Below are 14,707 nucleotides of genomic sequence, written 5' to 3'. Positions count from 1 at the left end.
TTATATCAAAAACAATAGGAAAACATATTGAAAATAAGTTTCGTGTCGAATTGAGGTCCGTCCCCTTTCGCCCCTTCTATAAATAGACCAATGAAAACTTTATTCAAATTTTTCCTTATTACTATAAGTGTCTCATCTGCGAGCATATCCCTCTCCCAAGATGCGCGTCCCGAATATGTGTCAATAATCTCGCTTATCTCTAACCCCGAGCGTTATGAAAACAAACTTATAAGAGTTCGTGGATATTCTTTTCACAGTTCGTCATCCTATAATTTTTTATATAATAATATCGAGGATCATAAAGGAGGATTGTTAAAAAATAGCATAGGGGTTCACCCCATTCCGAAAAATTTTCAAATTCCCGAGCAATATAAAGATAAAATCGGCAAAAAACCTTTAACAGATGTTCATGCAAAATATGTAACTTTTACCGGAAGGTTTAGGCAACATTTGCCATACAGGATTTCTTCACTCCCTACAGGCATCATAGAAGTTCTTTTCTTTGAAGATTATCCTTAAAAGCTTTTGGGGAGGCGAAAACGGTGGAGGCGAAAACGGGGCAGCTCCGCGTCGAGCATCGCCCGCTCGTTGCCGGGTAGCGCGACGGTGCGCATCCAGTGAATGCCTTGGTTGCAAAACACGTCCTTGAAGGCGGGCCGCTCCAGCCGCGGATGCCGGTCGATGAGGCTGTGGATGCGGTTGCGCACCATCGTGCGCATGCGAACCAGCCACAGGCATTGCCTCATGTTGTTCTTTTTCTCGCGCACGTCCCTGGCGGGCACATGCACGCGGCTGATGAAGTCGCCGCGCAAGAGTGTCGCCAGGGCGTGCGCGTCGAAGCGGTCGTTCTTGTGCATCGACTCGGCGATGATGCGGTTCTTCGCCGGGTGCGAGAGCACGACTTGCCCGACATGTTCGATCTCCTCAAGCATCTCGTAGAGCACCGCCCAGTTCCAGCACGCCTCCATCACCACCGTGTTTTCCCGCCAAGGTTCTTGAAATAACGCTCAAAGGCTTCGGGCGAGTTGGCCTCGATCCGCGCCTCGCTCAACTTGCGGCCTTGCGCGTCAAGCGTGCACGCCACACTGTATCGCTTGTGATAATCAATCCCGGTATAGTTCATGACAGCCAGAGTCTACCCCGATTACCCTCGGTTCTCGACTCTGTTTCTCATGCTACCTGTCCCCTTCCTTCCGAATGACTTATAAAAATATTACCTAACCCCTTCTGTTATCCCTCCATGAGAACTTTTTTCATTTTTATAAGTTTATTTCTGATAACCGCTGGATGCGTTGCCCAAACGTCAGATAAAAAAACACCTGACATGATAATGTTAAGTTATGAAGGCGTGCCGCGTGCACATATACCGACAATTGTATGGTTTGAAGGTGAAATATTGCCTGTGGTTGCCGTCGAAGAAGAGCATGATGCCTTTTGGTAGGCACGCTATGACGCTGCCCCTAAATTTTCTATAGATGCTAACGCCTATAATAAGCTACAATCATTGTTAAGCAGTGCCAAGAAAAGCGAAACTGGATACGTTTTAGAATTATTATACAAAAATAGAAAATCTGAAATGAAATACTTGGATGCCAAAAGCTTCGAATCCATCCGAGAAACTATTAAGAATGCATCAATAAAAGGGCATGAAGTGTTGACAAATTGGCCAATAGACAAAGTGGTCAAAACGCCTAATAAAGAGGAACATCCGAAGGGGGTGGATTGATGTTTGTTGATCTTGCCCTTTTGATCGCCGCTAGGCGAACAAAAGGACCCTCTCGTCGACATGCGGTGTTCCCGCAGGCATCGCGCTGCCTGTCGTTTGGCACGGCGTGCGTTTGCGTGTCTCTTCGCGCGAAAATCCAAAGTTTGCGCCCTCAGCCGCAAATAAAACCCTGATATTATGAGCAACCCAATTCTCGAACAGCTTTCCGCCGCGGTCATTGGCGGCAAAAACAAAGACGCAAAGGCCGGCAGGCGTCCTGAATTAACGCGCAACGGCTCCGGGCGAGTTGGCCCTCGAGCCGCGCCGCACAAAGGTTTGCGGCCTTGCGCATCCAGCACACACGTCACACAGTGTTTCTTGTGATAAACAATTTCAGCATCGTTCATGGCATAATGATAACAATTTTTAAATATTGAATAATAAATGAAATTCGAACCCGAAGATAAATATGATAGGAAGAGATATATCATATATATGTCTTTTTTCATATTCATGTTAACAGCTTCTGTTTTGTTAATTTTATACTTGTGCATTTTCCCGCCCCGAAAAATCACAGGGAGTGTAGATTATTATTATTTAATTTCATTTTTGATGGGTTCCTCCGTTGCTTTTCCCATAGGTGTTTCCGGGTGTATCCTTACATATATTGCCTACCGTAAGCGAGACGGCGAATACCATCGAATGCTTCCAAGGTTGAAAAAACTATTTCGATATGTGAAATTAATATTCATCTTAATATGTTTTGTAATTCTATTGAGTTATTTTTTTAATGCGTAAGCCTCGCATACCTTGCTACAAGGTTCTGGCAGGACAGCAAAGGAGGACAGGTAGCATGAGTAGAAATCAAATTAACGACTATGAAAATCACCAAGCAACGTCCTGACCCTTTCGGTTATGCGCATCAAGCTAATCGTCTTGAAACAGTCGAATAAATCGGCTCAATTATAGGGGCGCTATGGCGTGCAAGGTCTCAATACGATTGAGTTTATCATGAAGTTATATATATATTTATACTATCGATTATTAAAATATTACAAAACTCAATATCTCCCTTCGCTGGCCGATGTTAAGGCTTGTATAATAGTCACTGGAATATTATTATTTTTGGTTTTTGATATTTTTGTAAATCTGGAGATGCATGCCGGAATTAACATCTTTGGCTCAAAATTTTGGCTGGACGGGGTTCCGGTATGCATAATTGTAACATTAATTAATTTGATTTTTATATTTAATAAAAAAAATATCGAAACATATGCATGCGAATTTGAGACATGGAATAAGAAACGGAGGGTGACTGCATTGGCTGTAATAATCACAGTTATTATATCTATATTAATCGTGACGGTTTGGTCGTTTTATTGCTGGGAGAAAGCCAAGAAATGAACTGTTCTGCCGCAAACAATGTAGGGTTGCCACCGCAAGATCCGACATTGTGAACATCCGAAGAGGGCTGGTTGATGTTTGTTGATCTTGCCCTTTTGGTCGCCGCCAGGCGAACTAAAGGGCCCTCTCGTCGGCAAGCGGTGTTCCCGCAAGTTTCGCGTCTGCTGGCGTTCTTGACGGCGTGTGTTTGCGTGTCTCTTCGCACGAAAATCCAAAGTTTGCGCACTTAAGTGCAAGCAAACCGGAGGCGGTTCTGGTATTGTTTGCGCCCTCAACCGCAAATAAAACCCTGATATTATGAGCAACCCAATCCTCGAACAACTTTCCGCCGCGGTCATTGGCGGCAAAAGCAAAGACGCAAAGACCGCCACGCAGCAGGCGCTGGACGCAAACATTCCCCTCCAGGAAATCGTGGACAACGCCCTCGTCAGCGCGATGGGCATCGTTGGCGAAAAATTCAAGCGCAACGAAATCTTCGTCCCCGAGATGCTCATTGCCGCTCGCGCCATGAAGGAGTCGATGGGCATGCTCGAGCCGCTTCTCGCCAAGGCCGGCATCGTTCCGAAATACACCGCCGTCATCGGGACCGTGCAGGGCGACCTTCACGACATCGGCAAAAATCTCGTCGCCATGATGTGGAAGGGCGCGAACTTCCGCGTCGTCGATCTCGGCGTGAATGTGACGCCTGAAAAATTCCTCGCCGCCGCCAAGGAGCACAACGCCGACCTCGTCGGGCTTTCCGCGCTTCTCACCACCACGATGCCCGCGATGAAATCGACCGTCGCCCTCATCAAGGAGGCCAATCTCCCGAAGACCAAGGTCATGATCGGCGGCGCGCCGATCACGCAGCAATTCGCCGACGAAATCGGCGCGGACGGTTACAGTTCCGACGCCGGCTCCGCCGTTGACAAAGCCTGCGAGCTCATAGGCGCCACCGCCTGACGCCCAAACCGCGTGTCCCATTCTGACATGTTGCGCGGACATTCCTGTCCGCGCCTATCGCCACTGCGTGCCCTAATTTTTCAACACACACATGAACCGCACCTTTTACACCGACCTCGCCGCCAGGGGACTTCGCGCACCCGTCGGCGCGCACCTCATTCTCCACGCGCACATCGACCATGACGCCATTCTCCTCGACGGAAAACGTCTTGGCGACGTGATTGCCGAAACCGCGCGCCGTTTCAACTGCCCGCTCGCGATTCCGCTCATGGACCTCACGCTCGAAAAAGACGCGCTGTTGCGCGCTTGCGATGTTCCCGAGGACGAAATCGAAAGTTATCATTTTGAGCCGCCGTCGACCTCGATGGAAAACCCGCCCAAGCTTCCCCCGCTCGCAACGGAGCTCCCCGGCATCCCACTCGTCCCGCGCATGCGCGCCACGTGTGACGCGATCACGCATATCGCGCAAACGCACACGGACCTCCTCCCCATCGGCATGTGCATCGGCCCTTTTTCGCTGATGACCAAGCTCGTCACCGACCCGATCATGCCCGTATTTCTTGCCGGCACTGGAATCACCGCCGGGGACGAACCCGACATCGCCATGGTTGAGCGTCTTCTCGCGCTCGGCGAGCACGTCATCCATGAATATCTGCGCGCGCAAATCGCCGCCGGCGCCAAGGCGATCTTCGTCTGCGAACCCGCGGCAAACTTGGTTTATTTTTCCCCGAAGCAGCAGGAGGAAACCAACTACGCCGTTTTTGAAAAATACGTGATGGAACCCATGCGTCGTTTCGCCGCGCTGCTTGCGGAGCACAACGTCGACCTGATCTTCCACGACTGCGGCGAACTCACGGACGAAATGGTGCGCCGCCTCAGCGCGCTCAACCCGGCGATTATCAGCCTTGGCGGCTCGCGCAAACTCTGGGAGGACGCCGCGCTGATTCCGAAAACCACCGTCATCTACGGCAACCTGCCCAGCAAAAATTTCTACGCGCCGCAACTCACCGCCGAAACCGTCGCCGCGATGGCGCGCGAACTCTTGGAGAAAATGCGCGCCACGGGGCACCCCTTCATCCTCGGCACCGAGTGCGAGGTCCTCAGCGTCCCCGGTAGCGAGGCCGAAATCATGAGCAAGGTGGCCGCCTTCATGAAGGCGTGATGGCACAAAAAAGGCCGTCTCAGAACGGGACGGCCTTTGGAGGATGAGTGATTGCAGGAAGGGACTGCTTACCAGAGGCGGCGGTAGCCGAGGTTTAGGGACCAGGGGCGGTCGTAGGCGGCGGCCTTGGCGTATTCGTAGTCGATGTAGAGCTGGCTCAGGTCGTCGAGGCGGTAGCTCGTGCCAAGGCCGAACTCAATCCGGCGGCCGTCGTAATCGGCGCTAAAGGTCTTGCCGTGCACTTTGATCCTGCCGCCGTTGGAATCCACCGCGACGGCGGCGAGTTTGCCGTAGGGCGTCCAGCGGCTGTTGGGGATTTGTTTTCCGAAGCGCATGAGCGCGCGGTATTGCCAGGTGTCGGAATCGCCGACTTTCACCTTGAGCGCGCGCTGCTCGGACGTGGCTTGCGTCGAGTAGCTCGCGCCGTTGAGCCAGAGGACCGCCATTTGCACGCCGGGCTCCAGCCACCAGCCGTCGGTGCGTTGCAGGCGGCGGCCGGCTTCGAGCGAGAGGCTTTGGCCCTTGGCCGTGTATTCGCCGCGGGTCACGCGGCCGTTCGCCGCTTTCGCGTCAAAATCATTGTCGTAACGGTCGAAGCGGGCGATGCCGTCGAGGAACCAGCCGTTTTGCCTGAGCAGGGTAATGTAGGCGCCGACTCCCACGCTGCGGGTGCGGCCGGTGCCGTCGTTGTCGAACTTGCGGTCAACTCCGCCCATGTCGATGAAGCCGCCGAGGAGGTTCACGCCGTTTTCGGCGGCGAAGGATTTGTCCGCGCCGCCGGTCACGCCCCAGCCGTATTGGCGGAAGGACATGCCGGAGAGTTCGTTCGCGGCGTTGATGCGGTAGCCGCGGGAACGCACCCAGATGTTGCCGGAGTCACGGGCCGGTTGCTCGCGCCACTCGGCGCGGATGTCGCCGAGGCGCAGGTGGAGGGAGTCCATGGCGGAGGCCCAGTCGAGCGAGAGGGTCGAGGCGGTGTTGATGATCGCGTCGGCGGCGTGGCTGAGGTTGCGATCGGAGAGATACCAGATGTTTGTGTCGGGCGTGTAGCGCGAGCCGTCGCCCTTGACCAGTTCGATGGTGGTGAGGTCGTATTCGAGTTTGCCGCCTTCGTTTGCCAAGAGGAAGGTGGCGGCGCCCGTGCCGGTGGTGATCAGTTCGATGGCCATGTTGAGCGCGAGGGGCGGCTCGCTCAGGGCGTTGATGTAAACGGAGTGGGTCGCGTTGCCGGCATCGTCGATTGTCAGGTGGTTGGCCACGGTGCCGGCGGGGTTGACGCCAATGGTCGCCTGGGCGAGGTAGGCGTTCATGACGATGTTCGCGGTGCCGCTGCCGAGTGCTCCGATCGTGGCCGTGTCAACGGGGTTTGCGAAGGCGAGCGTGCCGCTGTTTGCGTTCAGCGTGCCGATGGTGACGCCGTTGGTGGCGAGCCACAACGTGGAGGGTTGGTTGAGGGTTGTGTTCGTGATTTTGTATTTCGCGGCGTCGTCGATCGTGAGGGTGCTGTTGGTCACGTGGTGCGTGCCCGCGCCGGTGAGTTTGTTTTGCAGCGTGCCGGTGACATTGAGGTGCTCAAATATCGCGCCGGCTTCGACGGCGATTTCGGCGGTGCCGAGGGCGTCGATTGTGGTGGCTGCGAGGCGGCCGGCGGTAACCGCGGCGGTGCCGGTGAAGCCGTTGTTGGCGTGGCCGATCGTGATCGTGGTGGCGGCGTTTTGTTTTTCGAAGACACCGGAGCCGGTGATGTTCGCCGCGCCGAGGTTTGCGTCGGTTTCGGCGACCAGGCGGTTGCCGGTGTTGATGATGAAGGTGCCGCTGTAGGCGGTGTTTGAGCCCGAGACGGACACGGTGCTGCTGTTGGCGAGTTCGGTGTTTCCGGCGCCGGCGAGCGTTTTGGAGAAGGTGCCGGTGGCGGCGGTGAACTGCGCGAGGCCGTCGTTGAAGAGGGTGCCGGAATCGCCGAGGGCGCTGGTGTTGTGAAGCACCGCCGTGCCGGTGACGCCGACGTCGGCTGTGAAGGTGGTGTTGGTGCTCGTGATTGTGACAAGGCCGCCGAAGCCGAGGCTGCCGCTGCCGTGGAGGATGCCGTCGATTTGGCCGCCGTTGGCGATGGTTTGCGTGCGGCCGTTGAGGTCGAGCGCGCCGGCGTTGTTGATGACGAGGTAGTCGGTGTTGCCGAAGGCTCCGTTGGTGATCGTGATGACGGTGCCGGAGGTGATCGTGGTCGTGCCGGTGTAGTTGCTGTTCACGTTGCCGACGCGGATGCTGCTGTTGCCGGTGGCGGTGAAGGTGTAGCCGCCGTCGCCGGAGAGGATCGCGCCGAGGGTGTCGTTGGCCGCGCCGTCGTTGGAGACGACCACGGTTTGACCGTCGAGCGCGTCGATTTCCGCGAGGCCGTAGTTGAGGTAGATGCCGCTGCCAGTGACCGCGCCGTAGTAGTCGTAGACGAGGTTGGCGACGTGCGTGCCGGATTGCACGTAGGCGCTGGTCGAGCTGACCGAGCCGGGGATGGTGCCGGTGCTGCTCGAGGACGGAATGAAGTCGATGGTGAGTTGCGTGCCGATGCCGGTGACCGTGCCGCCGTTGTCAACGTCCACGGCAACGAGCGGGCCTTGCACCATGCCCGCCGTGCCGCTGTCGACGTAGTCGTCCTGGTCGAGGAGTGCGGGCGCGCTCGGGGGCGTGGCGGGGATGGGACCGAAGGCGGTGCCGGAGAGGGCGACTTCAACGGTGCCGCCGCCCGTGGTGTCGAGCGTGCCGGACACGGTGAGCAGATCCTCGACGTGGTTGACGCCGGTGGTGTTGGAGGTGCGCACGGCGAGCGTGCCGCTGTTGAATGAGAGGCCGGCGATGGCGCCGGTGCCCTCGACTTCGGTGCGGTTGTCCGCGTCGATGCGCAGCGTGGCGTTTTCGAGTGTGGCGAGGTTGGTCGCGCCTTGCGAGTTGGCGGTGCCGCCGAGGACAAACCGGCCGGTGCCGAGCGCGACCGTGCCGGTGAAGGCGTTGCCGGTGACGGTGCCGAAGCTGATGATGTTGGCGCTTTGCTTGAGGGCGATTTCCAGGGTGCCGTCGCCGCTCAGGGCGTGCGCGAAGTTGTAATCGGCGTCATCGGCGGGCGTGATCGTCAGCGTGGCGGTCGTGTTGTTCGCGCCGTCGTTGATCGCGATGGCGTTCACCCCGTCGAGTTGCGTGGTGCTGCCGGTCAGCGTCCAGTGCGTGTTGCTGGTGCCGTCGGTTTGCACGGTGAGCTGCGCGAAGTTGTTCGCGGTCGCATCGGAGCGGAAGTAGCTGTCCTCGGTCACGGTGCCTTGGAAGACGAGTTTGTTGCCGGTGCCGCTGCTGTGGACGTCGCCGTTGAGCACGCTGCCGGTGTCGAACTTCGAGATGATGTTTGCGGAGGCCAGTTCGATCGCGCGGTTGGCCGTGCCGGTCGCCGTGATCGTGCCGGTGTTGTATATTGTGCCGCTTGTGGCGTTTGTTATGCGGATGCCCGATTCGCCGGAGACTTCGCCGGTGTTTGTGATTTGGGCGGAGTCGGTGGCGGCGTTAATATTGATGCCGTAGCCGTCGGTGTGCGCAGTGCCTCCCGTGGCCGCGCCGCCGAGGATCGTGCCGGAGTTTGTTATATTGTAGTTTGCGCCGTCGATCCGCACGCCGTCGCCGCCTTCGTTTGTTTGCGCTCCCGTCGCGTCGCCGCCGGCGAGCAGATGCGTGCTTTTCACCTCGGAGGCCGAGGTTGAGGCGTCGTTTATATATAATGCGTGGCCGCCGATGGCGGACGCGCTTGCGCCCAAATCATTGATGACACCGACGGCATTGCCGCCATGCACCGCACCCGAACCGGTATCGAAAACCTTTACGTATCCGTTTATATTAATGCCGCTGCCCGCGATGCCTTGCGCCGCCCACAGGGAGTCGCCGCCTTTTACGGTGCCGCCATTGACAAACATTCCCGCGTCAACCGTGCCGGAAGCTTGGAAATCAATATCAACCCCGTGTCCGCCTTGGTTTATGGCAAGTGCGATGGCCGTGCCGCTTTTATACAGTCCTGTTGCGGTTCCGCCGGAAATAAGGGCGCTTTCCTTGTTTTCGATGACGGCGCTGTCCTTGCCAATATGAATACCCGCGCCGGCGTTGTTTGTCGTGACATACCATTCATTTGTGAAGACATTCTTTATGTAGGAATCCGCGTTGCCGCCCATTATTACGGCTCCGTGCTCATTTATTATATTGGCGTTGTCACCGAGCACTTGAATGCCGGCTCCCGCGTTATTTTCGGCATGATCCTCACCCCCTCCGGCGAATCCGCCGGAGATCGAGGCTCCCGCCGAATTTTTGACCGCGACGGCATCGCCGATTATATTAATGGCATGGCCCGCCGTGCTGGCAAAACCGCCGCCCGAACAGCCTGCCTCGCCGCCGATGACGCGGGCATTGCCGGTGTTTGTAATAACTATATTATTGTTTAAAACATGGATGCCGTGGCCGCTTTCGGTTGTCCGGGCTTCGATTGCCGTGCCGCCCTCAATCAGGCCGCCATCCTTGTTAATAATCGAATAATAATCGCCGCCCAAGTATATGCCGTGGCCGCTGAATGCGGATGTGAGCCTCAACGCATGGCCGCCTGTAATCGTGCCTGTGTTGGTTATTATTTTTTCAGTGGTATCCGGGGCCGAGGCTTCCAGGTGCAGGCCGTGGCCGCTTGTTCCATTATCGGCATCCATCGTGGTTCCTCCAATAATGAGGCCCGTGTTGTTCAGCGATGTCAGCGCGCCTTCAATAGCCAGACCGTGTCCCGCCTCGGCGTCAGCCGTTCCGCGGGCGATGCCTCCTGTGATATTTCCCTTGTTATTCACGATGGCTCCAGTGCCCGAAATATGCAATCCATGCCCGGCCGCGGATTCCGGGGCGCTATACGCGGCGCCGCCCGTGATATCCCCCGTATTATTCACCGTCGCGTCGGCCCCGGCAATGCTCAGGCCATGCCCTCCGCGGGCAATGGGATCGGCGTCGTGCGCCGCGCCGCCGGCGATGCGACCTCCAGTATTGGAAACCGTGACATTGTTTCCCTCTATAAAAATACCATGGCCGCCCGTGCTGCTAACCCACATCGCGTCGCCGCCGGATATGTTTGCATCAGTCATGTTTGTCACGGTTGCGTCATCCCCCTGAATATGAACACCGTGGCCGGCCTGTCCGCCGTTTGCAATATTGCCGCCGATGATATCGCCTTTATTGAGCATTTCACCAAAAGAGCTGCTGACGATCAGCACGCCACTGCCCGCCGTCGTTGTCGCGGACGAGCCGCCTGTGATCAATCCGGTGCTGTCATTTTCAAAACGCGCAAGATTTCCGTCCACATAAACACCATGGCCTCCGATTCCGAACCGCGTGTTCCATGGGTCTCCAAAAATATTACCCGCGGCAATTGTGCCGCTGTTCTTTACGGTGCCGGAAATGACAGACCGATCGGTCGCGATCAGCGACAGCCCGTTTCCGCTCTGTCTGAGCACGATGGAATTATTGCCGCCGTTTATAGTGCCACCGGCAATGAGGCCGGCGTTGAGCACCTCGCCGAAAATGTTCCCGGCAATGGACACGCCGCTTCCGGCGGTGCTTGTCCCCGAACCGCCGACTGAGCCTCCGACAATCCGGGCACCGCTTTCGTTATCAAAACGGGCGAGGTTTCCTGTCACATTGATCCCGTCGCCGCCGATATTTTCCATGCCACCCGAGATGGAACCTCCGGAAATCGCCCCGGAATTTTTCACGGTTCCCGTAGCAACAGCCATGCCGGCCCCGGTCATCGTGACTCCGTGGCCTCCCTGCCTGAGAGTGCCGTTGGTCGCGACTCCGCCGCTTATTATTCCGGCATTTATTATTGCGCCGTATGAATCGGCATCGATGTATAAGCCGCTTCCGGCGGTGCTCGTGCCCGATGCGCTGGACGAACCCGCGGTGATGCGCCCGCCGAGTTCATTTTCGAAGCTCGCGAAATTCCCGTCCAGATAAACACCATGTCCGCCAGTGCCGATGACGCCGCCTGCGCTGCTCCCGGCTGTGATCGTGCCTGAATTTTTTATAACGCCAACACCGGCCGCCTGATTCGTCGCCGTGATCGAGAGACCATGCCCTGCCTGCCTGTTCGTTCCGTTGTTCGCCGCGCCACCGGTAATCATGCCGGCATTTATTATTTCGCGATACGATGCGCCATCAATGATCACGCCGCTTCCGCCCATGCTGGTGCCTGATGCGCTGGCCGCGCCAGCGGTGATTTGCGCGCCCGTCGTGTTTTCAAAATATTCAAGGCTTCCTTCAATCGAGACACCATGGCCGCCGGCGCCAAACGCCCCGCCGGAATTATTTCCCGCAATGATCGTGCCCGAGTTCTTCACGCTTCCGGAAGTCGTTAGTTGACTGGTCGCGGTCACGGCAATGCCGTGGCCTGCCTGCGCGGTTCCCGAGCCGCTGCTGTTGGCATTTCCGCCCGAGATGTATCCGGCGTTGGTGATTGCATCGAAGGAGTCCGTGGTGATCGTCACGCCGCTGCCGCCGGTGCTCGTGCCTGACGCGCTGGCCGCTCCAGCGGTGATTTGCGCGCCCGCCGTGTTTTCAAAATATTCAAGGTTTCCTTCAATCGAGACACCGTGGCCGCCGGCGCCAAACGCCCCGCCGGAATTATTTCCCGCAATGATCGTGCCCGAGTTCTTCACGCTTCCGGAAGCCGTTAGCTGACTGGTTGCCGTCACGGCAATGCCATGGCCTGCCTGCGCGGTTCCCGAGCCGCTGCTGTAGGCATTTCCGCCCGAGATGTATCCGGCGTTGGTGATCGCATCGAAGGAATCCGTGGTGATCGTCACACCGCTTCCGGCGGTGCTCGTGCCCGATGCGCTGGCCGAACCCGCGGTGATGCGGCCACCGAGTTCGTTTTCGAAGCTCGCGAGATTTCCGTCCAGATGAACACCATGTCCGCCAGTGCCGATGACGCCGCTTGCGCTGCTCCCGGCTGTGATCGTGCCCGAGTTTTTTATAACGCCAACACCGATCGCCTGGTTCGTTGCCGTGATCGAGAGACCATGCCCTGCCTGCCTGTTCGTTCCGTTGTTCGCCGCGCCACCGGTAATTATACCGTCGTTTATTATTTTCCCATACGACGCGCCATTAATAATCACGCCGCTTCCACCCATGCTGGTGCCCGTCGCGCTGGCCGAGCCCGCGGTGATTTGCGCGCCCGCCGTGTTTTCAAAATATTCAAGGTTTCCTTCAATCGAGACACCATGGCCGCCGGCGCCAAACGCCCCACCGGAATTATTTCCCGCAATGATCGTGCCCGAGTTCTTCACGCTTCCGGAAGCTGTTAGCTGACTGGTTGCCGTCACGGCAATGCCATGGCCTGCCTGCGCGGTTCCCGAGCCGCTGCTGTAGGCATTTCCGCCCGAGATGTATCCGGCGTTGGTGATCGCATCGAAGGAATCCGTGGTGATCGTCACACCGCTTCCGGCGGTGCTCGTGCCCGATGCGCTGGCCGAACCCGCGGTGATGCGGCCACCGAGTTCGTTTTCGAAGCTCGCGAGATTTCCGTCCAGATGAACACCATGTCCGCCAGTGCCGATGACGCCGCTTGCGCTGCTCCCGGCTGTGATCGTGCCCGAGTTTTTTATAACGCCAACACCGATCGCCTGGTTCGTTGCCGTGATCGAGAGACCATGCCCTGCCTGCCTGTTCGTTCCGTTGTTCGCCGCGCCACCGGTAATTATACCGTCGTTTATTATTTTCCCATACGACGCGCCATTAATAATCACGCCGCTTCCACCCATGCTGGTGCCCGTCGCGCTGGCCGAGCCCGCGGTGATGCGGCCGGTGTCGCTATTTTCGAAATTGGTGATGCTCCCATTCATGTAAACGCCGTGACCGCCGCTGCCATAAGTCCCGTTTTGGGAAGTTCCCCCGGCTATGAGCCCGGAGTTCGTTATGCTTCCCGGGTTGGCCGCTTGCGCGGTTGCCGTTATCATCAAACCATGTCCGCCCGTGTTGGAATATCGCGCATTTGAGATAATGCCGTTTCCTCCGGCAATGGTCCCCGTATTGGATATGCTCTTGAATGAATCTCCCTCAATGATGACCGCACTCCCGCCGGCGCCTGTCTCGGAGGTGCCGACTAGTGGGAATGTCGCGCCCCCGCCCATGATCACTCCGGAATTATCCAGAATCGCATCATTTCCCAATATATACAGGGCATCCCCTCCCGCGGCATTTTTGGTGTTGCCGGCAAGTCCGCCGGCAATGGTGCCCGAATTGGACACGGTTGTGTCATTGCTTTCTATGTGCATGCCGCGCCCGCCATATCCGAAGGATCCGGAATGTTGCGTGGTGCCGCCCTGAACAAGAGCGCCCGCCTCGTTGGTTATCGTGACCCTGTTCGCCACGATGTGCATGCCATCCCCGGAAGTGGAAGTATGGGCGGCTGAGTTATTGTGAGCGGCTCCGCCCCGGATTACGGCACCTGTTTTATTGTTAATGGTTACGACGCCTCCCTGATCAATATGAACGCCGGCTCCGCCAAACGCGCTTCCTCTGCCGATTCCGTGCGTCTCGCCGCCCGCGATTACGCCACCCATTTCATTGTCAATGGTAACGGCGTCTGCCTGATAAATATTAATGCCGGCTCCGCCACGCCCATCCGCAGCGGAATCAAACGCCTTGCCGCCCTGGACCAGGGCATTGGTTCCGTTGGAGATGACAACGCTGCCGTTGCCTGCGCTCCCCTGTATCTTGATGGCATCACCGCCCGTGGAGCCGGGCGTGTTTTGCGCCCACTGGGCCGTGCCGCCTATGATGATCGAGGAGGTCTCGTTGGTTATGGTTGCGCCGTCACCTTCAACAAGGACGCCATGCCCGCCATAATTACCGGGATTGCTTTGCACCACACTGCCACCCCCAATCGAGCCGTTGTTGGTCAGGTTATTGCCATCGCCCTTGATCGCAAGGCCATTGCCGCCCTCATATAGGTTCTCACTCCAATTTTGGTGGCCCTTTCCGGTTAGATTCACCGAGCCAACATTGATGGTGTTGCCACTTCCCGTGACTTTTACCGCATCCTTTTGGGTAAGATCCCCGGTGACATTGCCCGTGATTGGAATCGTGGAGTTGTCGACATCGTAGCTGCTGGGCTGCGCATTGACGGAAGCACAGCCAAACGCCGCCACCAGTATCAGCATGCGGCGATGTTTGGTCAGAATGGACGATTTATCGAGGATCCTGCGCAATGGACTTATGTGTATCATAATATAAATTGATGGCCTGTTTCAGTTTACGGCCAGGTTTTGACTGCGGTTGAAAATGACCGTATTTTTACGATCTAAATGTGACAAATAGCGTCACTAGAATTAGTTAATCACAAAAAAATGCTTATTTTTCGCATGCGGGCAAACAAACCAAACGAGACAAATCGTCCTTATTGCGGACAGATTTGGCAATTTGCCCAATCTTCCAAG

At 56.8% G+C, this 14,707-nt stretch carries 9 protein-coding genes; 5 read left to right on the top strand and 4 right to left on the bottom strand.

All coding sequences use genetic code 11. From position 1 onward, the window contains the following. The first annotated feature begins 90 nt into the window (after positions 1 to 90). The gene (locus CKA38_RS15295; RefSeq protein ID WP_152032676.1) at positions 91 to 519 is read left to right on the top strand and encodes a hypothetical protein; all 429 of its coding nucleotides are present in this window, start codon (positions 91 to 93) and stop codon (positions 517 to 519) included. Here CKA38_RS15295 and CKA38_RS04595 read toward each other — a convergent pair. Together CKA38_RS04595 and CKA38_RS15660 are read right to left on the bottom strand one after the other, a co-directional pair. Further along, positions 516 to 968: an IS110 family transposase gene (locus CKA38_RS04595; RefSeq protein ID WP_108824441.1), complete on the bottom strand. Its 453-nt coding sequence runs from the start codon at positions 966 to 968 to the stop codon at positions 516 to 518. The genes CKA38_RS15295 and CKA38_RS04595 overlap by 4 nt on opposite strands. Next, complete coding sequence (locus tag CKA38_RS15660; protein WP_161554726.1) at positions 968 to 1,123, bottom strand: IS110 family transposase; 156 nt, start codon at positions 1,121 to 1,123, stop codon at positions 968 to 970. The genes CKA38_RS04595 and CKA38_RS15660 overlap by 1 nt, the downstream gene beginning before the upstream one ends. 117 nt (positions 1,124 to 1,240) lie before the next feature. Here CKA38_RS15660 and CKA38_RS15290 point away from each other — a divergent pair, with 117 nt between their 5' ends. Further along, the gene (locus tag CKA38_RS15290) at positions 1,241 to 1,441 is read left to right on the top strand and encodes a hypothetical protein (RefSeq protein ID WP_152032675.1); all 201 of its coding nucleotides are present in this window, start codon (positions 1,241 to 1,243) and stop codon (positions 1,439 to 1,441) included. Between the two features lie 44 nt (positions 1,442 to 1,485). On the opposite strand, the gene CKA38_RS15285 is transcribed toward CKA38_RS15290, so the two are convergent. Further along, positions 1,486 to 2,259, bottom strand: coding sequence for a hypothetical protein (locus CKA38_RS15285; protein ID WP_152032674.1), 774 nt, complete (start codon positions 2,257 to 2,259; stop codon positions 1,486 to 1,488). A gap of 457 nt (positions 2,260 to 2,716) precedes the next feature. Between CKA38_RS15285 and CKA38_RS04590 the strand changes: the two genes are divergently transcribed. The 3 genes from CKA38_RS04590 (at position 2,717) to CKA38_RS04580 (ending at position 5,213) form a co-directional block, all read left to right on the top strand. Beyond that, positions 2,717 to 3,109, top strand: a complete 393-nt coding sequence (locus CKA38_RS04590) for a hypothetical protein (RefSeq protein WP_108824440.1) — start codon at positions 2,717 to 2,719, stop codon at positions 3,107 to 3,109. Between the two features lie 297 nt (positions 3,110 to 3,406). Next, on the top strand, positions 3,407 to 4,051 hold the full coding sequence (locus tag CKA38_RS04585) for a cobalamin B12-binding domain-containing protein (RefSeq protein ID WP_108824439.1): 645 nt from the start codon (positions 3,407 to 3,409) through the stop codon (positions 4,049 to 4,051). A 91-nt stretch (positions 4,052 to 4,142) separates the two neighbouring features. Then, positions 4,143 to 5,213, top strand: a complete 1,071-nt coding sequence (locus CKA38_RS04580) for a uroporphyrinogen decarboxylase family protein (protein WP_108824438.1) — start codon at positions 4,143 to 4,145, stop codon at positions 5,211 to 5,213. 68 nt (positions 5,214 to 5,281) lie between these two features. Here CKA38_RS04580 and CKA38_RS04575 read toward each other — a convergent pair whose 3' ends face one another. Continuing rightward, on the bottom strand, positions 5,282 to 14,431 hold the full coding sequence (locus CKA38_RS04575) for a pertactin-like passenger domain-containing protein (protein WP_152032673.1): 9,150 nt from the start codon (positions 14,429 to 14,431) through the stop codon (positions 5,282 to 5,284). Positions 14,432 to 14,707 lie beyond the last annotated feature (276 nt).

Source organism: Ereboglobus luteus (genome assembly GCF_003096195.1).
GTDB classification, from domain to species: Bacteria; Verrucomicrobiota; Verrucomicrobiia; order Opitutales; family Opitutaceae; genus Ereboglobus; species Ereboglobus luteus.
Note: the sequence above shows the minus strand (reverse complement) of the source record. Positions and strands in the feature narration are given on the sequence as shown.

Excerpts from the sequence above, each read along its gene's own strand:
- CKA38_RS04590 (WP_108824440.1), top strand. The coding sequence starts at position 2,717 with ATGAAGTTATATATATATTTATACTATCGATTATTAAAATATTACAAA.
- CKA38_RS15290 (WP_152032675.1), top strand. The coding sequence starts at position 1,241 with ATGAGAACTTTTTTCATTTTTATAAGTTTATTTCTGATAACCGCTGGA.
- CKA38_RS04580 (WP_108824438.1), top strand. The coding sequence starts at position 4,143 with ATGAACCGCACCTTTTACACCGACCTCGCCGCCAGGGGACTTCGCGCA.
- CKA38_RS04595 (WP_108824441.1), bottom strand. The coding sequence starts at position 968 with ATGGAGGCGTGCTGGAACTGGGCGGTGCTCTACGAGATGCTTGAGGAG.
- CKA38_RS04585 (WP_108824439.1), top strand. The coding sequence starts at position 3,407 with ATGAGCAACCCAATCCTCGAACAACTTTCCGCCGCGGTCATTGGCGGC.
- CKA38_RS15660 (WP_161554726.1), bottom strand. The coding sequence starts at position 1,123 with ATGAACTATACCGGGATTGATTATCACAAGCGATACAGTGTGGCGTGC.
- CKA38_RS15285 (WP_152032674.1), bottom strand. The coding sequence starts at position 2,259 with ATGCACAAGTATAAAATTAACAAAACAGAAGCTGTTAACATGAATATG.
- CKA38_RS04575 (WP_152032673.1), bottom strand. The coding sequence starts at position 14,431 with ATGCTGATACTGGTGGCGGCGTTTGGCTGTGCTTCCGTCAATGCGCAG.
- CKA38_RS15295 (WP_152032676.1), top strand. The coding sequence starts at position 91 with ATGAAAACTTTATTCAAATTTTTCCTTATTACTATAAGTGTCTCATCT.